General features: G+C 38.4%; 23 protein-coding genes, 4 tRNA genes and 3 rRNA genes. 20 read left to right on the forward strand and 10 right to left on the reverse strand.

Translation table 11 applies throughout. The features are described from left to right. Window positions 1-66: 66 nt before the first annotated feature. Entirely contained in the window at window positions 67-1,701 is a 1,635-nt protein-coding gene (locus HZI73_RS10355; protein ID WP_212698167.1) for a DEAD/DEAH box helicase, read from the reverse strand. Between the two features lie 320 nt (window positions 1,702-2,021). Here HZI73_RS10355 and HZI73_RS10360 point away from each other — a divergent pair, with 320 nt between their 5' ends. Both HZI73_RS10360 and HZI73_RS10365 read left to right on the forward strand, forming a co-directional pair. Further along, window positions 2,022-2,696, forward strand: coding sequence for a LiaF transmembrane domain-containing protein (locus HZI73_RS10360; RefSeq protein WP_212698168.1), 675 nt, complete (start codon window positions 2,022-2,024; stop codon window positions 2,694-2,696). A 183-nt stretch (window positions 2,697-2,879) separates the two neighbouring features. Further along, on the forward strand, window positions 2,880-3,518 hold the full coding sequence (locus tag HZI73_RS10365) for a TVP38/TMEM64 family protein (protein WP_212698169.1): 639 nt from the start codon (window positions 2,880-2,882) through the stop codon (window positions 3,516-3,518). A 71-nt stretch (window positions 3,519-3,589) separates the two neighbouring features. On the opposite strand, the gene HZI73_RS10370 is transcribed toward HZI73_RS10365, so the two are convergent. Next, window positions 3,590-4,402 (reverse strand): stalk domain-containing protein, encoded by an 813-nt coding sequence (locus tag HZI73_RS10370; protein ID WP_212698170.1) that lies wholly within the window; start codon window positions 4,400-4,402, stop codon window positions 3,590-3,592. 520 nt (window positions 4,403-4,922) lie between these two features. On the opposite strand from HZI73_RS10370, the gene HZI73_RS10375 reads away from it, so the two are divergent. From HZI73_RS10375 to HZI73_RS10410, 9 genes are all read left to right on the forward strand, one after another. Further along, window positions 4,923-6,451 (forward strand): 16S ribosomal RNA (locus HZI73_RS10375). A 147-nt stretch (window positions 6,452-6,598) separates the two neighbouring features. Next, window positions 6,599-6,716: ribosomal RNA gene (rrf, locus tag HZI73_RS10380) — 5S ribosomal RNA — on the forward strand. Between the two features lie 543 nt (window positions 6,717-7,259). Then, window positions 7,260-7,388: a hypothetical protein gene (locus tag HZI73_RS26665; RefSeq protein WP_281418874.1), complete on the forward strand. Its 129-nt coding sequence runs from the start codon at window positions 7,260-7,262 to the stop codon at window positions 7,386-7,388. Further along, window positions 7,389-10,293: ribosomal RNA gene (locus HZI73_RS10385) — 23S ribosomal RNA — on the forward strand. Together the 16S, 23S and 5S rRNA genes with 4 tRNA genes alongside form the textbook arrangement of a ribosomal RNA operon. Window positions 10,294-10,488: 195 nt before the next feature. Further along, window positions 10,489-10,561 (forward strand) — tRNA-Trp (locus HZI73_RS10390). A 76-nt stretch (window positions 10,562-10,637) separates the two neighbouring features. Beyond that, window positions 10,638-10,711, forward strand: a tRNA-Asp gene (locus tag HZI73_RS10395). Between the two features lie 38 nt (window positions 10,712-10,749). Next, window positions 10,750-10,822, forward strand: a tRNA-Val gene (locus tag HZI73_RS10400). Window positions 10,823-10,885: 63 nt separating this feature from the next. Continuing rightward, window positions 10,886-10,959: transfer RNA gene (locus tag HZI73_RS10405), tRNA-Met, on the forward strand. A gap of 128 nt (window positions 10,960-11,087) precedes the next feature. Then, on the forward strand, window positions 11,088-11,639 hold the full coding sequence (locus HZI73_RS10410) for a DUF421 domain-containing protein (RefSeq protein WP_212698171.1): 552 nt from the start codon (window positions 11,088-11,090) through the stop codon (window positions 11,637-11,639). Between the two features lie 2 nt (window positions 11,640-11,641). Here HZI73_RS10410 and HZI73_RS10415 read toward each other — a convergent pair whose 3' ends face one another. Genes HZI73_RS10415 through HZI73_RS10450 form a run of 8 tightly spaced genes read right to left on the reverse strand, consistent with a single transcriptional unit; the run spans window position 11,642 to window position 15,852 of the window. Beyond that, window positions 11,642-13,240, reverse strand: a complete 1,599-nt coding sequence (locus HZI73_RS10415) for a complex I subunit 5 family protein (protein ID WP_212698172.1) — start codon at window positions 13,238-13,240, stop codon at window positions 11,642-11,644. After that, complete coding sequence (locus HZI73_RS10420; RefSeq protein ID WP_212698173.1) at window positions 13,237-13,590, reverse strand: cation:proton antiporter subunit C; 354 nt, start codon at window positions 13,588-13,590, stop codon at window positions 13,237-13,239. Before HZI73_RS10420 ends, HZI73_RS10415 begins: the two co-directional genes overlap by 4 nt. 49 nt (window positions 13,591-13,639) lie before the next feature. Further along, window positions 13,640-14,026 carry an MnhB domain-containing protein gene (locus tag HZI73_RS10425; RefSeq protein WP_212698174.1) on the reverse strand — a complete coding sequence of 129 codons (387 nt, stop codon included), beginning with the start codon at window positions 14,024-14,026 and terminating at the stop codon, window positions 13,640-13,642. Between the two features lie 12 nt (window positions 14,027-14,038). Further along, entirely contained in the window at window positions 14,039-14,296 is a 258-nt protein-coding gene (gene mbhE / locus HZI73_RS10430; RefSeq protein WP_212698175.1) for a hydrogen gas-evolving membrane-bound hydrogenase subunit E, read from the reverse strand. Continuing rightward, entirely contained in the window at window positions 14,293-14,829 is a 537-nt protein-coding gene (locus tag HZI73_RS10435) for a Na(+)/H(+) antiporter subunit B (RefSeq protein ID WP_212698176.1), read from the reverse strand. Before HZI73_RS10435 ends, mbhE begins: the two co-directional genes overlap by 4 nt. Next, window positions 14,826-15,122, reverse strand: a complete 297-nt coding sequence (gene mnhG / locus HZI73_RS10440; protein ID WP_212698177.1) for a monovalent cation/H(+) antiporter subunit G — start codon at window positions 15,120-15,122, stop codon at window positions 14,826-14,828. Before mnhG ends, HZI73_RS10435 begins: the two co-directional genes overlap by 4 nt. Further along, window positions 15,122-15,316, reverse strand: coding sequence for a monovalent cation/H+ antiporter complex subunit F (locus tag HZI73_RS10445; RefSeq protein ID WP_212698178.1), 195 nt, complete (start codon window positions 15,314-15,316; stop codon window positions 15,122-15,124). The genes mnhG and HZI73_RS10445 overlap by 1 nt, the downstream gene beginning before the upstream one ends. A gap of 56 nt (window positions 15,317-15,372) precedes the next feature. Next, a complete protein-coding gene (locus tag HZI73_RS10450) occupies window positions 15,373-15,852 on the reverse strand; it encodes a Na+/H+ antiporter subunit E (protein WP_212698179.1) in 480 nt (159 codons plus the stop codon). Window positions 15,853-16,066: 214 nt separating this feature from the next. Here HZI73_RS10450 and HZI73_RS10455 point away from each other — a divergent pair, with 214 nt between their 5' ends. From HZI73_RS10455 to HZI73_RS10495, 9 genes are all read left to right on the forward strand, one after another. Beyond that, complete coding sequence (locus HZI73_RS10455; protein ID WP_212698180.1) at window positions 16,067-16,630, forward strand: glycerol-3-phosphate responsive antiterminator; 564 nt, start codon at window positions 16,067-16,069, stop codon at window positions 16,628-16,630. A 514-nt stretch (window positions 16,631-17,144) separates the two neighbouring features. Then, on the forward strand, window positions 17,145-18,578 hold the full coding sequence (locus HZI73_RS10460; RefSeq protein WP_212698181.1) for an NAD(P)/FAD-dependent oxidoreductase: 1,434 nt from the start codon (window positions 17,145-17,147) through the stop codon (window positions 18,576-18,578). A 15-nt stretch (window positions 18,579-18,593) separates the two neighbouring features. After that, complete coding sequence (locus tag HZI73_RS10465) at window positions 18,594-19,856, forward strand: NAD(P)/FAD-dependent oxidoreductase (RefSeq protein WP_212698182.1); 1,263 nt, start codon at window positions 18,594-18,596, stop codon at window positions 19,854-19,856. 30 nt (window positions 19,857-19,886) lie between these two features. Beyond that, the gene (locus HZI73_RS10470) at window positions 19,887-20,279 is read left to right on the forward strand and encodes a DUF1667 domain-containing protein (protein WP_212698183.1); all 393 of its coding nucleotides are present in this window, start codon (window positions 19,887-19,889) and stop codon (window positions 20,277-20,279) included. A gap of 185 nt (window positions 20,280-20,464) precedes the next feature. Continuing rightward, window positions 20,465-22,435, forward strand: a complete 1,971-nt coding sequence (locus HZI73_RS10475; protein WP_212698184.1) for a fructose-1,6-bisphosphatase — start codon at window positions 20,465-20,467, stop codon at window positions 22,433-22,435. A gap of 13 nt (window positions 22,436-22,448) precedes the next feature. Next, window positions 22,449-22,928, forward strand: a complete 480-nt coding sequence (gene ispF / locus HZI73_RS10480) for a 2-C-methyl-D-erythritol 2,4-cyclodiphosphate synthase (protein WP_212698185.1) — start codon at window positions 22,449-22,451, stop codon at window positions 22,926-22,928. 129 nt (window positions 22,929-23,057) lie between these two features. After that, on the forward strand, window positions 23,058-23,882 hold the full coding sequence (locus HZI73_RS10485; RefSeq protein WP_212698186.1) for an Mrp/NBP35 family ATP-binding protein: 825 nt from the start codon (window positions 23,058-23,060) through the stop codon (window positions 23,880-23,882). 20 nt (window positions 23,883-23,902) lie between these two features. Next, window positions 23,903-24,355 carry a DUF134 domain-containing protein gene (locus HZI73_RS10490; RefSeq protein WP_212698187.1) on the forward strand — a complete coding sequence of 151 codons (453 nt, stop codon included), beginning with the start codon at window positions 23,903-23,905 and terminating at the stop codon, window positions 24,353-24,355. Window positions 24,356-24,583: 228 nt separating this feature from the next. Further along, a complete protein-coding gene (locus tag HZI73_RS10495) occupies window positions 24,584-25,834 on the forward strand; it encodes an EAL domain-containing protein (protein ID WP_212698188.1) in 1,251 nt (416 codons plus the stop codon). Window positions 25,835-25,878: the final 44 nt, after the last annotated feature.

The raw sequence follows: 25,878 nt of genomic DNA on the forward strand, positions 1-25,878 counted from the left end.
ATTTATTAAAAGCCAAGAATGTTTGTATTGAATATCAACATTCTTGGCTTTCTTATGCATTATAGACTATCGTCTTGTTCTCTTTGTATTTGCTAATTCCATGGTCACATTTTTACCTTTGATTCTTGAACGATTCATGGCGGTGATGACTTGGTTAGCAAGCTTCTCAGGTACTTCCACAAATGTGTACTTATCATACATATCAATGGAACCAATGACAGAACCTTTAATCTTGGATTCTCCTGCCACAGCACCGACAATATCACGAATAGCCACTTTGTGGTTCTTACCAATGTTCAGGTATAATCTTGCCATACCTTTTTCACGTCCTTGAGGTCTTCTATTGGACTGATGAGGTCGATTGGTTGTAAATTGTTTTCGGCTGATCTCGTATGAAAGATTTTTATTATTTTCTTCCTTTAGTTCAAGGTTAGACATTAATAATGCTGCTGCAATCTTAGAGGCATCGTAACCCTTTTCATTAAGTTTATCAATGATATGTTCATACCGACCTAAATCGAGGGATGTATCAATGGTACTTGCTAGATTATCAATGTAGGTATTAATCTTAACGGCATTTACTTTATCGATTGAAGGTATTTTTTTACGCGGTATCTTTTTCTTAATGTAATAGATAATATTGGATATGCGTCTTGTTTCACTACGAGACACTAAGGTAAAAGACATGCCTTTTTTGCCAGCACGACCTGTACGACCTATACGGTGTACATAGTATTCTTCATTTTCTGGTACATCGTAGTTAAATACAGCTTCTACATTTTGGATATCAAGCCCACGAGCAGCCACATCTGTGGCAACTAAAATGTTAATAACACCTTTATTAAACTTGCCTAACACACTAAGTCGTACCACTTGATTCATATCACCGTGAATCTTATCACATGCATAACCGCTATCTTGTAGAAGTTCTGTGACTTCATCCACTTTACGCTTTGTATTACAGAAGATAAGGGATAATTTTGGGTTATAAACATCCAGTAAACGTCTAAGTACTTCTAGTTTATGGTGTTCAAGTACATGATAATATCGTTGGTCAATGGTATCCGTTGTAAGTTCTTTACGTGTAATCTTAACAAGTTTAGGATTATTTTGATAGAGGTGAGTAATATCCATGATACTCTTAGGCATCGTTGCTGAAAACAAGATGGTTTGGATATCATCTGTGGGAATGTTTTTCAGGATGGTTTCAATGTCTTCTCGAAATCCCATATTTAACATTTCATCTGCTTCATCTAATATAATGGATTTTATATGATCAAGCTTGAGGGTTTTTCGATTCATATGGTCCATGAGTCTACCTGGCGTACCAATGACGATTTGAACACCACGTTTTAAAGCGGATATTTGACGATAGATGGGTTCACCACCATATACAGGGAAAGATTTTATGCCAGTATACTTGGAAAGTTTATTAAACTCACCACATACTTGCACAGCTAATTCTCTTGTTGGACATAGTACAATGACTTGTGGCTTATGAATCTTAGGGTCAACTTTTTCTAATATGGGGAGTGCAAATGCTGCTGTTTTTCCTGTACCTGTTTGGGATTGCCCAATCATATCTTCGCCAGATAATATAAGCGGTATTGATTTTTCTTGGATTTCTGTTGCTTCTTCAAATCCCATATCTGTAACGGCTTTTAATAGATTTTCAGATATATCTAATTCAGTAAATTTCATTCGGTTATCTCTTCCTTAATATTATTTGCTGCTCTATATGTGTTGAATTAAACGTTTTATATCGCTAGGATGTTAACTCAACATTGTACCTTATATTTTGAAGGCTCATTGTTCCCATAATTGTTAGCTTTATAATTATTATTTAATTCATTTTACATAGGTAACTAATTCATTATAGACGGTTAGTTTAAAAAAAGCAAGGGTTATCATCATGAAATATAGTTTTTCTATGTTTTTCTTTTGAAATGCTTCCAGTTATGATAAAATAAGCATAGGATGATGGTGAGCATGTAACTCACCTTATTATAGGAGGGAGAAAAATGAAAAGACGTAGCTTATTAGGTGTATTAATCATTGTCGTTGGTATAATTATTTTATTAGGTAACCTTGATTATATCGATACAGGTGACATATTCGGAACCTATTGGCCACTGGTTATCGTCGCTATTGGCTTGGTTAATCTACTGGATCGTCATGGTTCAAAAATGTTTGCATCTATCTTAATCATTGTAGGTGCAGTACTCCAATTAGAAGAACTGGACATTGAGGTTCTTCAAGATGTAAACATCTATGAATTTATCTTTCCTGCGATTATCATATTAGTAGGATTATGGATTATTATCCCAAGGGCATCACGTGAAAAAATAAATCGTATGGACTCCAAAGATGTAATAGATCATATATCTATTTTCTCAGGTCGGGATGTCATCAATAATTCATCTGATTTTAAAGGTGGGAATCTTTTCACAGTATTTGGAGGTATAGATGTTGATTTAACACAAGCCAACATATTAAGCCATGAACCTATTGTTATTGATGTTTTTGCTGCTTTTGGTGGTATTGAACTAAAAGTGCCAATAGATTGGCGTGTGGAATATCATGGTATCAGTTTATTTGGTGGAGCAGATAATAAAACAGTTTTATCGGCACAGAATAATAAGGTGCTTATTATCAAAGGTCTTGTCATTTTTGGCGGTTTGGATATAAAGAATTAATTGTTTTACTATGTAGATAGTAGCCAGGTATTAACATATGTATGATGTTAATATCTGGTTATTTTTATTAGTTTAAGATTTTTTTTACTTGATTCTAATTGCATTTTAATAAAGTTAAATTATAATAATGATAATGGATATACTAATGATGAAGAGAAAATAATGTTGAAAGGAAGTGGGAATATGTTAGATTGGATAAATGAATTTTTGTCCTTTGGTTATTGGGAGCAGATGCTTAATGAAATTCGTTCATTAGGTATGTTTGCTGGTGTTGGACTAGCCATGTTGGAAGCTTTTTTCCCACCTCTACCTTTAGTTGTATTTGTAGGCATTAATGTGGCTGCTTTTGGGTTTTGGTTAGGCTATTTTTATTCTTGGCTAGGTTCATCCATTGGCTCAATCATTGTATTTTTGCTTATCAAAAAGTTTGGCCAAAAGAAATTTCAACAACGTATCGCAAAGAATGAAAAAATATATAATATCTTTCATTGGATAAAAGAAAAAGGCTTTACTCCTATTTTTTTCTTACTCACATTCCCATTTACACCATCTATTATCGTTTGTGGATTAGCAGCGTTAGTTGGTACAAGGAATAAGGATTACTTTAGTGCTTTGATATTAGGCAAGTTAGTTATGATTTTTTCTTTGAGTTTTATAGGTTTTAACTTGCAAAATTTTATAGAAAAGCCTATGAGGTCAGGTATACTTATTTTATCAACCTTGGTTATCTCGTTAATTGGAAAACAGTTATTAAAAATTTGTGAGCATAAAAGACGAATTGTATTAGAAAAAAATGAAAGCAAAGGTGCCGAAGCTGCATGAACTGAAATAGAAGATGAATAAAAGGCTTAACTCTTTAATTACCGAGAGTTAAGCCTTTATTAATGTTAATATTAGCCATAAAAATGATGGTTCTTAATCTGCGTATAGAATGGTCGATTATGCATGATCCAGAAATTAGTTGATTTAGCTGGATTTAAGAAATAAAGAGCATCGCCCACATTATTTTGACCATTTAGTGCATGGGTTGCAGCAGTGATACTTGCCTCAGATGGTGTATTATAGACTGACCCATCCGATGTAGGTGTAAATTGAACACCATAGTTGGTATCAAAAACAACGCCTTTAATCGTGTTGGGGAATTCGGAACTGTTTTTTCGATTAATAATAACATTCGCAACAGCTAATTTACCCTCATAGGGTTCGCTGCCTGCCTCAGCATTGACTATTCTAGACAACCAGTATATATCCTCTGAAGAATATTTTTTTTCTTCTTTTGGAGGAGCATACCCATTGTTACTAATATAAGCTGAGTGATTAACCCATTGAACATTATAACCTAAAATTTCAGATATAAGACGGATTGGAACAAAAGTGCGATTTGATTTAATACGAATAGGGGCATCAATCGTATACGATTGTCCATTGATGGAGACATGTCTTGAGTCAATAGGTAAATACATGGTGGTATTATTAAACGTTAGGATTGCTGCACGATTTGAACCATCCCAATCAATAGAAGATGCGCTTAACGCTTCACCAATGAAGCGAATGGGCACAAAAGTGCGATCATTTTCAATATATGGACTAACATCTGGGGTTAGAAGTTGTCCATTAACGTAAATAGGTATGTTACTAGAAGCGAATGCTGTAGGGGTACTCCATGCTAGCAAAATGACAAGCATTGTTACGAGTATCTTTTTCATAGTAATCACCTCTATCTAAATTCTAACAAAATCCTAAAATACACTCAATATGGAATTATTGGTAATGTTTTAAATATTTGGGAGGAGTACTAAGGAAGCCCATTAACCATAAGAATTAACCATAAGAATCTTTCACAAATCAAATATAATTTGATATAATAATAAGGAGGGCATAGGACATATGGCGAAAAATGACACATTAACAAGGTAGATTGTCATTTTTAAGTAGCATAATAAATTAATTAAAAAAATGTCGAATATATCCTTGACTTTACATGAACCAGATGGTATAATTTTCTTCGCCGGTGCAAGAGAGAATACAAAATATTGCACAGCAAGTAATACCAAAAGAACCTTGAAAACTGAACAGTGAAACAAACCAAAAGCTTATAAAAGCTTTACCCAAATAATTCCTTTGTAAATTCAGAGAATTGTTTTGTATAACATAACAATCTCAAACAAAGAAGACGGTAGTCTATAAACTACAATTGCCAGATTAGTCTGGTCAGAATAAACTTTTTAACATGAGAGTTTGATCCTGGCTCAGGATGAACGCTGGCGGCGTGCTTAACACATGCAAGTCGAGCGAGAAACTTAAGGATGATCCTTCGGGTGATTCCTTAAGTGGACAGCGGCGGACGGGTGAGTAACGCGTGGGTAACCTGCCCTATGCAGGGGGATAACGCACTGAAAAGTGCGCTAATACCGCATAAGACCACAGGATTACATGATCTGGTGGTAAAAACTCCGGTGGCATAGGATGGACCCGCGTCTGATTAGCTAGTAGGTGAGGTAACGGCTCACCTAGGCGACGATCAGTAGCCGACCTGAGAGGGTGATCGGCCACATTGGGACTGAGACACGGCCCAAACTCCTACGGGAGGCAGCAGTGGGGAATATTGCACAATGGGGGAAACCCTGATGCAGCGACGCCGCGTGAAGGAAGAAGGTTTTCGGATCGTAAACTTCTATCAGCAGGGAAGATAGTGACAGTACCTGACTAAGAAGCCCCGGCTAACTACGTGCCAGCAGCCGCGGTAATACGTAGGGGGCAAGCGTTATCCGGATTTACTGGGTGTAAAGGGTGCGTAGGCGGCGGAGTAAGTCAGATGTGAAAGCCCCAGGCTCAACCTGGGGACTGCATTTGAAACTGCTTTGCTAGAGTGCAGGAGAGGAAAGTGGAATTCCTAGTGTAGCGGTGAAATGCGTAGATATTAGGAGGAACACCAGTGGCGAAGGCGACTTTCTGGACTGTAACTGACGCTGAGGCACGAAAGCGTGGGGAGCGAACAGGATTAGATACCCTGGTAGTCCACGCCGTAAACGATGAATGCTAGGTGTCGGGGGTCGAACCTCGGTGCCGCAGCAAACGCATTAAGCATTCCACCTGGGGAGTACGATCGCAAGATTGAAACTCAAAGGAATTGACGGGGGCCCGCACAAGCGGTGGAGCATGTGGTTTAATTCGAAGCAACGCGAAGAACCTTACCAAATCTTGACATCCTTCTGACCGTTCCTTAATCGGAACTTTCCTTCGGGACAGAAGAGACAGGTGGTGCATGGTTGTCGTCAGCTCGTGTCGTGAGATGTTGGGTTAAGTCCCGCAACGAGCGCAACCCTTATCTTTAGTAGCCAGCAAGTAAAGTTGGGGACTCTAGAGAGACTGCCGGGGACAACTCGGAGGAAGGTGGGGATGACGTCAAATCATCATGCCCCTTATGATTTGGGCTACACACGTGCTACAATGGTAGTGACAAAGGGAAGCGAAGTGGTGACATGGAGCCAACCCCAAAAAAGCTATCCCAGTTCGGATTGTAGTCTGCAACTCGACTACATGAAGTTGGAATCGCTAGTAATCGCGAATCAGCATGTCGCGGTGAATACGTTCCCGGGCCTTGTACACACCGCCCGTCACACCACGGGAGTTGGAAGCGCCCGAAGCCAGTGACCAAACCTTTATGGATGGAGCTGTCGAAGGTGAAGCCGATGACTGGGGTGAAGTCGTAACAAGGTAGCCGTATCGGAAGGTGCGGCTGGATCACCTCCTTTCTAAGGAAGATCGTTAAAGCCGAGGCTTTAAACGATAAGTAGAATTGCATGGAATAGTAAAGCATAGCCAAAAGTTCGTTTCACTGTTGAGTATTCAAGGAAAAAACAAACAAACATATACCGTTTATTCTAAGAATAGAAGAGATTTCTGGTGGTGATGCGTCTATGGGACATACCCGTTCTCATACCGAACACGATGGTCAAGCCACAGACGGCCGATGGTACTTGGTTGGAGACGACCTGGGAGAGTAGGTGGCTGCCAGATTGCCAATAGTTTTCAAGGCTTTACTTAACAAAGAAAAAGCCAAGGAAACTTAAAAAAAGTGCTTGACACAGGGCAAGTAGCTATGATAATATAGCCTAGCGCTTAAATCAAGCCTAAGAAAAAAGTAATCGTTTTGCTTTCGCAAACCCGATGCAAAAACCTTAATGGGAAACCATCGTTTTGCATACGCAAAGCCGATGCTTAATTGAACATTGAAAACTTCACATTGAAAAGATATTTAACAAAGAAGAAGTCATTCTTTCAGGAGATAACTTCTAAGGAAAGAACCTTTTGTCATGCCATAAAATGTGTGTAAAAGATTTATCCATTGTTAAATACTGACATCAAATATAATCAATTATCCTATGATTTAAAAGAAAGCACTTGTTTTGCATAGGCAAAGCAATGCTTAAAAGAACCAAGAGTAACCAAGAACAAGCTACGTATCCTATTGTTTTCAATAGGAGCATACAAATAACTTGTAAATCTTAGCTCTTAGCGATCAATGCATGCTTGATTGGAAGGTTGTTGTGACGATATGTTATGATAATTTTACAAGAAAAGCTGTTAATGGCAATGACATGTTCAATTCGTTCATCTAAGCCTTACAATTCTTCAAGAACCACGAAGAAATGTAAGACTAAGAATCACGAAGATGAACAAGTCATATAAGGTCAAGCTAATAAGAGCAAAGGGTGGATGCCTTGGCACTAGGAGCCGATGAAGGACGTGATAAGCTGCGAAAAGCTTCGGGGAGGCGCAAATAGCCATCGATCCGGAGATATCCGAATGGGGAAACCTGACTGGGAAAAGCCCAGTTACTGCATGGTGAATACATAGCCATGTAGGGGGAACTCGGGGAACTGAAACATCTAAGTACCCGAAGGAGGAGAAAGAAAAATCGATTCCCTAAGTAGCGGCGAGCGAAAAGGGAAGAGCCCAAACCTAAGAACTTAGTTCTTAGGGGTTGAGGACCGCAGCATGTATCTCGACGTTTAACCGAATGGTTTTGGGAAAGCCAACCAAAGAAGGTGAAAGTCCAGTAGGTGAAAGACCGAGAGAGCAGGCGGTATCCAGAGTAGCACGGGACACGAGAAACCCTGTGTGAAGCTGGGGGGACCACCCCCCAAGGCTAAATACTCCCTAGTGACCGATAGCGTATAGTACTGTGAAGGAACGGTGAAAAGAACCCCGGGAGGGGAGTGAAAAAGAACCTGAAACCCTTTGTTTACAAGCAGTCGAAGCTCGTATATAAATCAGAGCGACGGCGTACTTTTTGTAGAACGGTCCGGCGAGTTACGTATAACTGGCAAGGTTAAAGACTAAAGGTCTGGAGCCGAAGGGAAGCCAAGTCTTAATAGGGCGTTAAGTCAGAGTACGTAGACCCGAAACCGGGTGACCTACCCATGGTCAGGATGAAGTTACCGTAAAAGGTAATGGAGGTCCGAACCCACACGTGTTGAAAAACGTGGGGATGAACTGTGGGTAGCGGAGAAATTCCAATCGAACCCGGAGATAGCTGGTTCTCCTCGAAATAGCTTTAGGGCTAGCCTTGATGGAGTCTAATGGAGGTAGAGCACTGAATTGTCTAGGGGGCCGCGAGGCTTACCAAAACATATCAAACTCCGAATGCCATATAGATGCTCATCAGGAGTCAGACTGCGCGAGATAAGTTGGGTAGTCAAAAGGGAAAGAGCCCAGACCACCAGCTAAGGTCCCAAAGTACATGTTAAGTGGAAAAGGATGTGAGATTTCGAAGACAACTAGGATGTTGGCTTAGAAGCAGCCATACATTCAAAGAGTGCGTAATAGCTCACTAGTCGAGAGATCTTGCGCCGAAAATGTCCGGGGCTAAAACATGACACCGAAGCTGTGGATTGATAGTAATATCAGTGGTAGAGGAGCATTCTTAACTGGGACGAAGCTGTACTGTAAGGAGCAGTGGACTGTTAAGAAGAGAGAATGCCGGAATGAGTAGCGAGAGAGAAGTGAGAATCTTCTCGGCCGAATATCTAAGGTTTCCAGAGTAAAGCTGATCTTCTCTGGGTAAGTCGGGACCTAAGGCGAGGGCGAAAGCCGTAGTCGATGGACAACAGGTTGAAATTCCTGTACCGCATGCAAACAGAACTGTGGGGACACAGGAGGATAGGAAAAACGGGGAATGGAAAAACCCGTTCAAGTACAAAGGATAGGAAGACAGGCAAATCCGTCATCCGTTTCTGAAGTACGATGAGGACCGAAATATAAGTAGGGAAGTTTCTGAATCCAAACTGTCGAGAAAAGCCGCTATTGTTTTGTATGTGCCCGTACCGTAAACCGACACAGGTAGATGAGGAGAGAATCCTAAGGCCGACGGGAGAAGCGTTGTTAAGGAACTCGGCAAAATGACTCCGTAACTTAGGGATAAGGAGTGCCTCTTTAGAGAGGCCGCAGAGAATAGGCCCAAGCGACTGTTTAGCAAAAACACAGGTCTCTGCAAAACCGAAAGGTGAAGTATAGGGGCTGACGCCTGCCCGGTGCTGGAAGGTTAAGAGGAGGGGTTAGCGTAAGCGAAGCTCTGAATTTAAGCCCCAGTAAACGGCGGCCGTAACTATAACGGTCCTAAGGTAGCGAAATTCCTTGTCGGGTAAGTTCCGACCCGCACGAAAGGCGTAACGATTTGGGCACTGTCTCGACAACGCGCCCGGTGAAATTGTAGTACCGGTGAAGATGCCGGTTACCCGCGACAGGACGGAAAGACCCCGTGGAGCTTTACTCCAGCTTGATACTGGGATTCGGTATTACATGTACAGGATAGGAGGGAGACGTAGAAGCAAGGACGCCAGTCTTTGTGGAGTCGCTGTTGGGATACCTCCCTTGTAGTACTGGATTTCTAACCTAGCACCCTAAACGGGTGTGGGGACAATGTCAGGTGGGGAGTTTGACTGGGGCGGTCGCCTCCGAAAAGGTATCGGAGGCGCTCAAAGGTCATCTCAGAATGGTTGGAAACCATTCGCAGAGTGCAAAGGCATAAGATGGCTTGACTGTGACACCGACGGGTGGAGCAGGTACGAAAGTAGGACTTAGTGATCCGGTGGTATGAAAGTGGGATTGCCATCGCTCAACGGATAAAAGCTACCCCGGGGATAACAGGCTTATCACTCCCAAGAGTTCACATCGACGGAGTGGTTTGGCACCTCGATGTCGGCTCATCGCATCCTGGAGCTGTAGCAGGTTCCAAGGGTTGGGCTGTTCGCCCATTAAAGCGGTACGCGAGCTGGGTTCAGAACGTCGTGAGACAGTTCGGTCCCTATCCGTCGTGGGCGCAGGATATTTGAGAGGAGCTGTCCTTAGTACGAGAGGACCGGGATGGACGAACCGCTGGTGTATCTGTTGTATTACCAAGTGCATAGCAGAGTAGCCAAGTTTGGAAGGGATAAACGCTGAAGGCATCTAAGCGTGAAGCCCCCCTCAAGATAAGATATCCCATACCGTAAGGTAGTAAGACCCCTTGAAGACGACAAGGTTGATAGGTCGGAGGTGTAAGCATGGTAACATGTTCAGCTGACCGATACTAATAGGTCGAGGGCTTGACCTAGCTATGATTGGCTAAGGGTTAAGATGTATAAGTTATAAAGTACTTGTTTTGGTTAATATTAGGATTAGATAAATGATGTGTATACTTGTGATTTAGCTTTAGGACAACATGATAGAGCTTCTCACTACGGATCAGAAGGCTAAAGACTAAAGAACATATTTCAATGTGTGGTTTTGAATGTTTAATAAACATTATAGGGGCATAGTTCAGTTGGTAGAACGTCGGTCTCCAAAACCGAATGTCGTGGGTTCAAGTCCTGCTGCCCCTGTGTCCATAAAATACGATCAACATTAAGATTCTCAATACGGGAATTTTATGTGATGTATTGAAGCCAAATCTAATTTGGCCCAGTGGTTCAGTTGGTTAGAACGCCGGCCTGTCACGCCGGAGGTCGAGGGTTCGAGTCCCTTCTGGGTCGTTGGTCGAAAGACTTATGGCGATACAATTTCATTCCCAGGGCGCATAGCTCAGCTGGGAGAGCACCTGCCTTACAAGCAGGGGGTCACAGGTTCGAGCCCTGTTGCGCCCATTAAAGAGTCGGCTTTTGCGATAGCAGAATCAACTCTTTCCTATTTTTTATGTCATTTCATATGGCGGAGTAGCTCAGATGGCTAGAGCATACGGTTCATACCCGTAGTGTCGGCGGTTCGATTCCGTTCTCCGCTACTAACAAAAAGCAATCCTTATGGATTGCTTTTTTGGTATGTTATTGTGAAATTAGGATATAATAATGACATATTCTACCATAGAAAAAGAGAGAAAAAGAGAAAAATGTTAGTCAGGAGTGTTTTATTATGCCTTTTCTATTAAAACCTATTGTCCTTTTTGTTGTTGCTGTGACGTTATTGAGAATAACAGGCAGAAGATCGTTAGCACAGATGACGATTCCGCAAACCGTGATGATTATATCCATAGGCGCAATTATTGTAGAACCCTTTGCTGATAAAGATGTGTTAAAGACGGTTACTGCAGCTGCAATCTATATTGGGTTGCTCTTAATATTTGAGTTCTTTGAATTCTATGCTCCAGGCTTTGAAAAAATAGCTGTTGGAAAAGTGATGGATATCATTCATGAGGGTAATTTCTTACGGAAAAATTTAAAAAAGCTTAAATTAACAGAAAGTGAAGTCATGACACGTGTTCGCCAAGAAGGCATACCTAAGCTTACTTATATTGAAAAAGGAACACTAGAACCAAATGGAGAATTTGGCTTTAAACTGAAAAGAGGAGCAGAGCCTCTACGCGTTCAAGATATGGAATATATATTAAATAAAATCTTACTGGAAAAACAGATCATTGATGAGCCCATTCAATTAGTTGAGGAATTAGAGAAACAACAGTTATAAATTTAATACATGAATAACATCAAACTAAGTAAACCTGTAAAAAATAAAGTAATGGATAAGCAAATCTGGTTAAAACTAAGATTCACTTCTCGTATGGGTTTGAAAAACTTTATACGATGATATAAGAAGATGTAAAAGACAAGTCCAATAACAATACTGCCAATGTAGAGTAAGCTTTTAATAAGGTATTTTTCAAAAGGTATATGTATGTTGATGTTGAAGAGTAAGGAAATAAATTGTTTGCCTAAAATACCACCAAGTAAACAAAACGTACCTAAGGTCATGATGACAATTCTCTGATTAATAGGTGGACGATGAGAATTACCAGGATTATGGCCTCTAAACATACTCATATACTTAACAAAGGATAAAATGGTACCTAGGTTAATAAAAATAAGCGCATAGTCCAGTAAACTTACATAACTGCCTTTTTGTATGAGGTATTTGGAAATACTGCCATTAAAGAAAGGTGCTCCTGTGATTCCCAATATAGCCATAAAGGTAAAAATACTAACGAAAGGCATCCGTCGAAAGACACCTCGAATCTGACGTATATCCCGTGTTTCATAGTTTTCTATAATGATACCAGCAGTTAGAAAGAGTACAGACTTGAATATGGCATGGTTAATGATATGATAGATACTGCCCCAATAGCTATAGGTATTATTGAGATTGAGCCCAAAGATAATTAAACCTATCTGACTAATGGTATGATAGGATAAAATAAGTTTAATATCTGTTTGAGACAGAGCGAATAGGAACCCAACAACAGCCGTCAAGAATCCCATCACTAAGAATATAGTGGAAGTATCAAAAATGGGAGAAAAAGTATGTTGAATACGAATATACAAATAGACGCCACACTTCACATAGAGGCTTGACAAAATAGCAGAAATAATAGAGGGTGAAGAATATGTACCATGAGCTCTTGGCAGCCAACTAAATAAAGGCATGACAGCAGATTTTAGACTAACAGCTGTAATGATTAAACAGTAAGGAAGAATAAGTGTCCGTGGATCCTCAACCTTACCCATAAGGCCAAATATAACATCCATATCCACTGAACCAAATATTTTATAAATATAACCCGTACCAATTAAGAAGAAGGCCATGGCAACCATGTTAATTAATAGATAGAGCATACCATCATAGATGGAACGGCTATCTTTTTTAAACATAATTAAAATACTGACAACAATGGTAGAAACTTCGATGAGAATATAGAGGTCAAATAAATCTGTAGACATAAAAATACCATTAATTAAGCCCTGTAATATAAGAAATAGAAAGAGGAATAAATGGTTCATATAGTTTTTTTTGAAATTATATAGAAACATACACGTAAATAGAAAGACAGCTAACATAACAAAGACAGCCGTCATCAAATCAACACTTAAGGTAATACCAATACCTCGTGGGTAATCCCCTAAAGTCAATGTAATGGTACCATGATATTTTACATAAATAAATTGGATTATACTCCCTATGAAGAGAATGAATTGCAATATAAGTAGGATGAATTTATTATACCGGGTGCGTACCAAATATGTAACGGATGCGATGATAATAGGGAAAAATATAAACGTATCAATAGGTATCATATATTCTCTCCTCTTTTTTTCGTAGCTTTGTACCAATTCGTTGTCCCATAGCGATGATAGAGTGTAATAAACATGGTTAAACTGACAGCAGTAATGGAAATACCAATTACAACAGCAGTAATCATCAAGGCTTGAGGTAATGGATCAGAGGTTGCCTTCACTAAGTCTTTACCAATAGGTGGTATGGCACCACTTTGATAATTAATGGTAAGAAAAAACAATATAATACCCGATTGGATGATACCCATAGAAATAATGGTTTTTATAATGTTACGTCTTGCAATGAGACCATATAGACCAATGATAAATAGAGCAAGACCAACGGTTTCGCCGTTAATAAATTTATCCATAAGCGTTTTCTCCTTTTTCTAAAAACTGCTATACCCAATAACGGTAGCATTACCTGCTTTCAAAGAGTACAAATCGAAAGAATATAATACTTAAGCCACAATAGACTTTTATGGCAATGAGGACATTCATGATAATAAGGTACACTTGGTTAATGAGTAAGTTGTTGCTGCCATACATGTGAATCACGTAAAGTGTTGGAATGAGTAATATGCATGTAAACAATAATTTTTCTATCCGTTGAAATGTATATAGGGATATTTTCTCATGGGGACTAATAATGTATTGAATAATAAACGTAGAACTAATAATAGCGCCACCTTGGAAACCGCCACCAGGTGTGTTATGACCATTGATGGTGATGTATAAGCCAAAGAGAAAGATAATGGGATACAATACGCCTAATGATTTTGCAAGTAAACTTGAACGATTTTGCATGGAACAACCCTCCTAATAATCTCCCTCATGTCTGGAAAAATAGATGATGGCAATGATACTAATCAGCAGTAATAATGTTTCAAATAACGTATCAAAAACACGGTAATTCAGATAGATGGATGTAACCACGTTAACACCGCCCGTTTGGCTAAAACTGTTTTTTACATAATAGGTTAAATAATCCGTAGCCTCTTCAAGGGGTACCACATGAATGGTTACACACAGTAAAAACACAATAAACATGTATAGAGCAATGAATTTCCTTCTCATAATAGGGTATCACCTTCATCTTCATATAGATACGCATGTTGTATGATGACAGCACTCTTGTCATGCATGTAAGCCACTAAATCATCAAAATGATAATTGGATTGATCGCCATAGATGGTCACTTGACCCTTGTCATATTGGATAATCACATCATAAGGGTAATCAGCGGTTATATCCTCAATGGTTTTATCCGATAAAACCATATCCAGTTCGAGTTCTTTTTCAATGGAAAAACTGCTTAGCGTTTTATTCAGTGTGGTGCGCATTTGTTTACTTTCCGCCGTTTTTTCATGGGTTAAGTAATAGACTCTGAATACTTTATATTTATTTAATGCTACCAGATAAATAATCGTTGCTAGTGTACATCCAATAACAGCCTCAGCGATAGCCACATCAGGTGCTTGATACAGTAAGTAGCAGAAGGAACATAATAAGGAGAAAACACATAAATAAACAATAGCCCGTCTTAAAGTATTGGTTTGAATGGCCAAAATAGCGAGTATGATGACTAATACTAACGTAATTTCTATCATGGTTTACCCTCTCCTATTCTAAGACCGCTGGTATAAGCACCTCTAACAATGGTATGGGTTGCTAGGGGATTAAGGAACATCATGAGTAGTAAAATAAGCAGAATTTTAAGGCTAAAATAACTAAATCCTTTGATACATAGAATACCAATAATGATGGTATCAAAAGCTGCGGTATCCATAACAGAAGATACAACGATACGGGTATAAAAATTCTTAAAGCGTAATACACCAATATAGCCAATTAAAATCAAGACTAAACCAATTGAAATGAGTATATAACCCAGTATTTCCATTATATCTCACCCTTTCCTTTAACAAATCGTGATATAAAGATAATGCCTATAAAACCAAGTAGGGTATAGACAATGGCAATGTCCATAAGATAAGGCAGATCATAGATGATAGCCAGCAGTAAAATGAGCAATATGATTTTAGCTGAAAAAAGGTTTAAACCAAGGAGTCTGTCCCATATCGTCGGACCTCTCATAATAATAATGATACTAAATAATGATAAAGCTAATAAGCAGATAAACAAGTATCTAATCAATGTTTCACGCCCTTTCTAAGTGCTTTGATTAGTTTGGGATCCACAAGGGGGTCTTCAGATTTTGGATAGACTGTTAGAATTAATAAATGATGGTCGTGGCGATTAACAGTTACCGTGCCGGGTGTAAGGGTTATAGCATTTGCCAAGAAGAAGATAGACCAATCGTCTTTTAATGTTGTATCGATATGAACTAACCGTAGATGAACATTTGAAGTAAAAATCAATCGTATCATGCGAAAGGTTGACAAGTATATATGATATACCAGCAACAAAAAGAATTTGATAAAGCCAAATAGTGAGATATTTAATCGATGCATAAAAGGTTCTCCACCATGAATACGACAACTCATGATAATGGAAATAGAGGAAAGAATGAAGCCTGTTATAAGTGTAAAGGGCGTAAACCGATTGTTTAATATACACCATATAAGTGTTAAAAATAAGATAAAAGCAACATGCCTTATAATATACTTCATGGACACCTCCAAAGGATCTTTTTAGTTATACCTATCATAACAAAAAGTGTGATAATTTTCAATCATATATCTTTTTTTATTGGATAAACAATGATATGAAATACAGAAGGTAAAGTCACATTTCTTAACAAATATCTTTACGGAGTAAGGTGTATATGATATATTTTAGTCATGCCCAATAACCGTTAGATAAGATAGGATAATAGGTGATTGTATGAAAGATATTATTGGAGCAATTGAAGAAAATCCAATTATTGCAGCTATTCGTAGTGAGGAGGACTTACAACAAGTAGTTAAGTCTCCTGTGACAACTGTTTTTATATTATGGGGCGATATTTTTCAAATTCGTGATCAGGTGACACGGATAAAAAAACAGGGGAAAAAAGCATTTCTGCATATGGATTTCATAGAAGGTCTAGGAAGAGATCAGAAGGCCATTGACTATATCCATAAGATGATTCAGCCAGATGGTATTATAAGTACACGCAGTAATCATATTAAGTATGCAAAAGAAATAGGTTTATTTACCATTCAGCGATTTTTTCTCATTGATAGTAAATCCTATGAAACCACTGTGAAAACGGTGAAAAGTGTAAAACCTGATATGATCGAGGTCATGCCAGGGGTCCTTCCTCATACCATTGAAAAGTTAACGAAACAACTGTCGGTACCTATCATTGCAGGTGGCTTGATTGAAGTAAAAGAAGATATTATAGCTGTTCTTAAAGTTGGTGCATTGGGTGTATCCGTAGGTAAAAAAAGTTTGTGGGCACTATAAGGTAGCCCCTATGGCAATTATGATGGTCTAAACCATTTATTTTTGCAGAATCCTTTGCAATGAATTGTAAGATTAGGCACTTTCTTTTTATAAAGTCTTATAGTATAATATAAGTAAGTATTTTAATAAGATATGGGATTTTCCCTTGAAAGTTCTAACAATATGTTATTTAAATGTAGGAGAATAGGAGTCGCATTTAAATAGAGTATTAACTCTATTTGGATGCGATTTTTTATTTTATAAAAAAACGCCCATGATATGCATATACAAGGTATGATGAAACTACCGAGTGGAAATAGTAATGGGGAATATGGAGCTGGGAGCCACAGACGAACGGTGCGTTCAGCAGTTTAAATAGGGTTGAGTAAAATAAAAAACCATATTCTCGTACAGAAATGGATAAGGGTATAAGAATTATGTAAAAATAGGTAAGAACACTTTAATAAGTAAAATTCATGATATAAAGTAAATTCTAAAAAGGATTAGCAAATAGACAAATATAGGAGGTAGTGATATGGAATATGATATCAGTATTATTGGTGCAGGCGTAACGGGTGCACTCATTGCAAGAGAGTTATCCAAGTTTGATATGAAAGTGTGTATCCTTGACAAAGATGCAGATGTAGCCATGGGAACAAGTAAAGCAAACAGTGCCATCGTGCATGCTGGTTATGATGCTGCACCAGGGAGCTTAAAAGCACAACTTAATGTAAGAGGAAATGCATTAATGGATGATGTTGCCCGTGAACTGGATGTACCTTTTAAACGTATAGGTTCTTTGGTGCTAGCTTTTAATGAAGAAGATCAACAACAGATTCATAAGCTCCATGATTATGGTATTCAGAATAAAGTACCGGATATGGAAATTCTAGATCAGAAAGCCATTCGAGAAATGGAACCTCATATTTCTGAAGATGTCATGGCAGCACTTTATGCGCCGACAGCAGGTATTGTCTGTCCCTATGAACTCACTTTGGCAGCTACGGAGAATGCAGTAGCTAATGGTGTAGAGCTTATCCTAGAATGTAACATTGAAGGCATTAAAAAACAAGATAATGGGTATCTGCTAGAAACGTCAAAAGGCCAGATTAAAAGTCGTTATGTGATTAATGCAGCAGGTGTGTATAGTGATACTTTGGCAAAGATGGTAGGGGATCAAGAAATAAATATTACACCGAGAAAAGGTGAGTATCTTTTATTAGATAAACGTCAAGGTAATGTTGTGAATACCGTTATCTTCCAACCCCCATCAGTCATGGGTAAAGGTATTCTTGTTACACCTACTGTAGATGGTAATTTACTGATTGGTCCTACTGCTGAAAACATAGAAGATAAAGATGACATTGCTACAACCAACATGGGATTAAATGCTGTGATTGAAGGTGCAAGAAAATCCGTACCATCTTTTAACACACGAGACGTTATAACGTCCTTCGCTGGACTTCGTGCCACATCATCTCGTGGTGATTTTATCATTGAGGAATCCAAAGTGGCAAAAGGATTTATTCACGCGGCTGGTATTGAATCACCTGGTCTATCAGCAGCACCAGCAATTGCTGAATATGTTATTGAGATTTTAAAAGATATAGAAGTGCCCCTCATTAAGAAAGAAAACCATGATCCTATCCGTAAGCCTGTTGTCCGTTTTAGAGAACTAAGTCGCTTAGAACAAGCAAAGGTGATTAAAGAAAATCCGCTATATGGGAACATCATATGTCGCTGTGAAACGGTGACAGAAGGTGAGATTGTAGATGCTATTCATCGACCAGCAGGTGCTATAAACGTAGATGGTGTGAAACGTCGAACAAGAGCTGGTATGGGAAGATGTCAAGGTGGCTTCTGTGCCCCACGTGTGGTGGATATATTAGCAAGAGAACTTAAGATACCCAAAGAAGAAGTAACGAAAATGGGTGGTCAATCAAATATACTAGTAGGCAAAACAAAATAAAGAGAGGTGATGGTCATGCAAACAACAGATTTAGTCGTTATTGGTGGAGGTCCAGCAGGTATGGCTGCGGCCATAGAAGCTTATAAAAATGGAATAGACGATATCATTGTAATCGAACGGGATAAAGAACTTGGTGGCATCTTACAACAATGTATTCATAACGGTTTTGGTCTACATATTTTTGGAGAGGAATTAACGGGTCCAGAATATGCGGACCGATTCGCAAAGGAAATGGTTGGATTAGGATTACAATTTAAATTGGAAACCATGGTCCTTAGTATATCAGAAGATAAAGTCATCACGGCTGTGAATAGTGGGGAAGGCTTAATCACCATTCAAGCAAAAGCCATTGTATTTGCCATGGGTTGTCGAGAGAGGACAAGAGGTGCACTTAATATTCCAGGCTATCGCCCAGCAGGTATCTATACGGCAGGTGCTGCTCAACGGTTTGTTAATATGGAAGGTTACTTGCCAGGAAAAGAGGTTGTTATCTTAGGCTCTGGTGATATTGGTTTGATTATGGCAAGGCGAATGACCTTGGAAGGTGCCAAAGTTAAAATGGTCTGTGAACTTCTGCCTTATTCAGGTGGATTAACAAGAAATATTGTTCAATGTCTTGATGATTATGACATTCCACTAAAACTTAGTCATACAGTTGTTGATATTCACGGTAAAGAACGGCTTGAAGGCATTACCATTGCTCAAGTAGATGAGAATAGAAAACCCATCAAAGAAACGTATGAATATGTAGCCTGTGACACACTGCTCTTATCCGTTGGTTTGATTCCTGAAAATGAACTGTCTCATGACCTAGGTGTTCGTATGGACAGCATTACATCTGGACCCATTGTGACAGAGTCCATGGAAACATCTGTAGATGGTGTATTTGCTTGTGGAAATGTGGTTCATGTCCATGATTTAGTGGATTTTGTAACACAAGAAAGTCGATTAGCAGGTCGTTGTGCTGCACGGTATATAAAAGGTGAACGTCATATTTCTGATCAGGACGTCATTAAAACAGTTCCAGGGGAAGGTGTACGTTATATCGTCCCTCATGTGATTCACAAAGACCTGGTACAGGATGAAAATAAATTATACTTCCGTGTAACAGACGTGGTTAAAAAAGCAAAAGTGGTTGTCACATCTGGAGACGATGAGATCTATTCCAAAAAGCGTCCCAAGGTGGCACCTGGTGAAATGGAAAGTATTCCTTTAACCGAGAAATTAATGGCACAGATAAAGAGTGGAAAAGATTTGGTTATTCGTATAGAGTCTTAAGCAATCACATAGAAAAGGAGGTATGTTTCCATGAGTGATATAAGAAAAATGGTCTGTATAGCCTGTCCCATAGGCTGTCATATGAAAGTAACATTAGAAAACAATGAAGTGGTGAAAGTAGAAGGTAACTCTTGTAAAAGAGGTGTGGTCTATGCCAAAGCAGAATGTACCAACCCCACACGTATTCTTACAACAACCATGCGCGTAATAGGAGGTAAATACCCTCTTGTTTCCGTTAAATCAGCAGAACCTTTACCAAAAGGAAAGCTTTTTGAGTGCATGAAAGTCATTAATGGTGTTCAGCTTCAAGCACCTATGTCTATTGGTGATGTGGCTGTTAAAAATATATGTGATACAGGTATTGATATTGTATTAACACGAGACGCTCTTACAGCTACGCAAAAGAAAGCAGCTGCTGTGTAGGCTTGATGGTGACTGCATGTTTTTTCATGAATAATCCTTCTAGTTAAAGCATAAGGAAAGTAAGAGGGGTTTTACAGTGGTCTATACAACTTAAGTAAAGCCCCACCATTCACTTAAATTTACATGGATAAATCCTACTTTTTACTATATAATATAAAGGTAAAATAATAAAAAGCAGGTGTCTAATGAATAATAATTGGGATGAAACCACCCACAATAACATGCCATACATTAAACAGTTAGCCAAACAATACCCAACGATACATGCAGCATGTACAGAAGTCATTAATTTAGAAGCAATATTAAATTTACCAAAAGGAACCGAACACTTTTTATCGGATATACATGGTGAATATGAAGCCTTTATTCATGTACTGAGCAACGCATCTGGTGTTATACGTCGAAAAATTGATCATATTTTTGATAACACCATCAGAGAACATGAAAAAAGGCGACTTGCTATGCTCATTTATTACCCTGAACAGATTTTGGAGAAAGTGAAAAATGAAGAAAAGAATTTGATGGAATGGTATGAAATTACCTTGCATCGACTGATATTGGTATGTCGTGAAATATCATCAAAATATACCCGGTCAAAAGTCAGAAAAGCACTGCCGAAAGATTTCGAATACATTATTGAGGAACTCTTACACGAACAACAACGAGAAGTGAATAAGCAGGAGTATTATGATGGCATTATTAACACCATCATCCATATTAATCAAGCAGAGCATTTTATGCTTGCTATCTGTGGCGTTATTAAACGTCTAGCCATCGATCGATTACATATTATAGGCGATATCTATGACCGTGGACCAGGCGCTCATATTATTTTAGATAAACTGAGAAAACATCACGCCATCGATATTCAGTGGGGCAACCATGATATTGTATGGATGGGGGCAGCAGCTGGATCACCAGCATGTATCGCTAATACAATCCGTGTATCGGCAAGGTACGGTAACTTAAGTACCATTGAAGAAGGCTATGGTATTAATCTTCTACCTTTAGCAACCTTTGCTATGGAATATTATAAAGATGACCCATGTGAGCAATTCAACATGGTCTTAACCAAGAGGAATAACTTCTCCCATAAAGAGTCTGCTCTTATTCGAAAAATTCATAAAGCCATTACGGTTATTCAATTCAAACTAGAAGGTCAGTTGATTCTTAGAAATCCCAACTTCCACATGAAAGAGCGCTTATTGCTTGATAAAATAAATAGAGAAGAAGGAACCATACATATAGAAGGAAAAGACTATCCGCTTTTAGATACATATTTTCCAACCATTCACCCAGACCACCCCTATGCCCTCACCTCGGAAGAACAAGACGTTATGAAAAAACTTACTCAATCCTACCTTAACAATGAAAAGCTGCAAAAACACACCAGGTTTCTCTTCTCAAAAGGAAGTATGTACCTGAAGTATAATTCGAATCTGCTATTTCACGGTTGCATCCCCATGGATGAGAAAGGTTCATTTGCAGCATTGACCATTGGTGATGCGTCTTATGATGGTAAGCGACTGATAGACCGGATTGAGATACTCATTCGTGATTATTATTTTAATCAGGATAATCGGTTAAATAATGTGGATTATTTCTGGTATCTTTGGGCTGGACCTCACTCGCCCCTATTTGGTAAGAAGAAGATGGCTACTTTTGAACGCTATTTTTTGGAAGATAGTCATATTAAGAAAGAGCTTAAAAATAGTTATTATGAACATCGTAATCAAGAAGAAAAATGCATTGCAATTTTGCAAGAATTTGGTATAGTTGAAGAAGGAGCACATATTATTAATGGTCATGTACCTGTAGAAGTGAAAAAGGGAGAAAGTCCCATTAAGGCTAATGGCAAGTTGCTGGTCATCGATGGTGGCTTATCAGAAGCGTATAGGCATATCACAGGTATTGCAGGTTATACATTGATCTATAACTCTTTTGGGTTGCTTTTAGTGGCCCATGAAAAGTTTGAGACAAAGAAAAAGGCCATTGATGAAGAAAAAGACATTGTCTCTTCGTATAAAATCCTTGAAAAAAACAATGTGCGATTACGGGTTAAAAATACAGATATAGGTGAAGAATTAAAGGAAGAGATAAAAGGCTTAAAGATGCTGCTTAGAGCTTATTATAAAGGTATTATTAAAGAAAAATAAGGAGTGTTAACCAATGAGAATAGGAATGGGTTATGATGTACACAAGCTTGTTGAGAATCGACCGTTAATATTAGGTGGTGTGCATATCCCCTATGAAAAAGGTTTATTAGGACATTCGGATGCAGATGTATTGGTGCATGCCATCATGGATGCACTATTAGGAGCTATGGCAAAAGGTGATATTGGTAAACATTTTCCAGATACAGATGAAAAATATGCAGGGGCATCCAGCTTAGCCCTATTACAGGAAGTAAACAATACCTTATTAAAAGAAGGTTATGGCATAGCGAACATTGATTCCACCATTATTGCACAAAAACCTAAGATGGCACCTTTTATAGAAGAAATGCGCAGTAACATTGCAGAGGTTCTTGGTATCCCTAAGCATCACTTAAATATCAAAGCAACGACAGAAGAAGGTATGGGGTTTACAGGACAGGGTTTAGGCATTGCTTCTCAAGCTGTATGCTTATTAGAAAAAATGAGATCATAACATCTGACAGAATAAATAAACCATATGCCAAATAAAGCTTATAAAATGTGATTTGACGTTGACAGTTCACCTAAAAAGGTGTATATTTTTATTGGCATATGCCACAACAAAAAAGTAGGAGTGATAAGAATGGCATCATGTGAGTCATGTCCATCTAAGGACAAATGCGGTGATAAAGACAGAGATAACTGTATGATAGAAAATAACCCAATAAATGATGTAAAGCATATTATTGGTGTCATGAGCGGAAAAGGTGGTGTTGGTAAATCAACGGTATCTGTTTTGCTCGCTCATGATTTAATGAAGAAGGGTTATAAAGTTGGGATTTTAGATGCAGATATAACAGGGCCAAGTATACCCCGTTTATTAGGTTTACAAGATAAGAGAGCTACAATTTTAGAAACAGGTATCATACCTGTGTTTGCAGATAACGGGTTAAAAGTTATGTCACTTAACTTCTTAGTAGATGAAGAGAATACACCTGTCATTTGGAGAGGTCCCATCATTGCTGGAACGGTAAAACAGTTCTGGACGGATGTGTTATGGGAAGAATTAGACTATTTAATCGTTGACCTGCCACCTGGAACAGGTGACGTGGCGCTTACAGTCATGCAAGTCATGCCTCTAACAGGCGTTGTCATGGTATCTGTACCACAAGACATGGTATCCATGATTGTAGCTAAGGCCATTAATATGGCTAAGAAAATGAATGTGGATGTTCTCGGTGTTATTGAAAACATGAGCTATATTCAATGTCCAGATTGTGATACACAGATTAAGATGTTTGATGGTGACATTAAGACCTTCTTAGATACGGCTCATATACCTCTTCTGGGAGAATTGCCCATGACAAAATCCATCATTAATGTAGCAAGTCAAGGAATCAACCATTCAGATGAAGCCATGACACTATTTGAACCAATTACCAATAAAATCATTAAAGAACTCGAATAAACCAGCAGGAGTGAGTTATTATGCCAAGACCTAAAAAATGTAGGCGTGTGGATTTTTTTCCAGAGCATACTTACTTTAAACCAAGGGGTATACCCATGGAAGATATTGAAGAAATGATACTTAATCTTGAGGAGCTTGAAGCAATGCGCTTAAAAGACATTGAAGGGTTGAACCAAGAACAATGTGCAGTGCGTATGCAAGTATCCAGGCAAACCTTTCAGAATATCATTGACAGTGCACGCCAAAAAGTAGCAGAAGCTTTAACACAAGGTAAAGCTATTCACATTACAGGGGGCATATATGCTTCAAAAGAATGTAAGGTAAAATGTGTGGATTGTCATCACGAGTATACGTTTGAAGTAGCACATAAAAGAGCATGTCCAAAATGTCAATCCACCAACATCTATTGCTATAAAAAAGATAATGTATGTAATCGCCGTGTTCAGAAAAGTGATGCATCTAAAACACGCTAAACCTTGATAAGTTGACATATAATGGTATCATCATGTATAATAAATATAGCTTAATAGGGCTGTCTCAAAATTTGATTTTCTGAGAGCTAACGACTGATGGGGAAACTTCCCGAATAAGCGTTGACGTTAAATTGAATTTTGAGATAGCCCTCGTTTTCTATTAATCTATTGACTATAAATAGCGTTAGCGGCAACATAGGAATTCTGGGTTTTGGAGGTTAAGTGGTAATGGATGAAAATAGCTATACTATCGAACAAATTATTCAAGAAGAAAGCATTGTCATGATGTTTCAACCCCTTATATCCACATTTAAAAACAGCGTTATTGGACTAGAAGCACTTGTCAGGGGGATTATACCTCAATCGGACCAACTAATAAGTCCTGCTAAGTTATTTCAAGAGGCTAGAGAGCATCAAGTAACATATGCTTTAGACCTTCTATGTCTACGAAAAGCCATCAAAGCATTTCATACCATCTATAGAACGCATCAAGATATTTTTTTATTTTTGAATATTGATCATTCAACCATTGTACATGAGGATTTTGAGCTAAACACGTTAATGGGTTGGCTTCGTGCGTACGGAATCAAACCAGAAAGTATGATTCTTGAAATCAGTGAACTGGAAGCTGAAAATATACAAAGCATACATGAATTTGCCATGCAATGTAAACAGCATGGTATTATGGTCTGCTTAGATGATGTTGGTGCTGGACATGCTAATCTTGACCGGATTGCCCTTATTAAGCCCGATATCATCAAGATTGATAAAGAACTGGTAATCCATATAAGTAAGAATTATTATAAACAGCAAGTGGTGGAGATGATTATAAAATTAGCCAAAAAAGTAGGTGCAGTGATTGTAGCAGAGGGTGTGGAGAATATTGATGACATCTTAACGATTTTAGAGTATGGGGAACAGCTGTTACAAGGCTACTATATATCAGAGCCCATACCTATCTCAGAAGAAGTGTTTCAGGCATTTGTTAAAACCACAAATACCATACGCTATCGGCATAAACATTATATTAACGATCGCTTGAAGCTCCAAAAAGAAAAGTATGCGTATATTCATAAGGTGCTTATGCAGTCATTAAATGAATTAGAGCATAGTGATATATACTCTTTTAAGGGCATATTGAAACGCATTATAGGCAAATACGCCGATGTTGAAAGTGCTTATATATTAGACGAGCGAGGTATTCAGATTACGGATACAGAATGTAATCAAGGGGTTGATAAAGTTAACTGGAATATTATCTATAACCCTTTTAAAAAGGGAGCGGATTTGTCTTTACAGTCTTACTACTATCAATTGGTAAAAACCGGCCAGAAGACCTGTGTATCAGATGAATACATCTCCATGGCAACAGGGAATAAGTGCGTCACAATTTCTTCGAATTTTGGTGCCAGTAATCGAAGAAACTATTTTATATGTCTTGATTTTTCTCTTGAATTTATTAATCAATCCATTGGGTGAAATTCTTAATATTATATGGACTTATGCTTATATATCTTAATAAT

This window comes from Vallitalea pronyensis (genome assembly GCF_018141445.1).
Taxonomy (GTDB): Bacteria; Bacillota; Clostridia; order Lachnospirales; family Vallitaleaceae; genus Vallitalea; species Vallitalea pronyensis.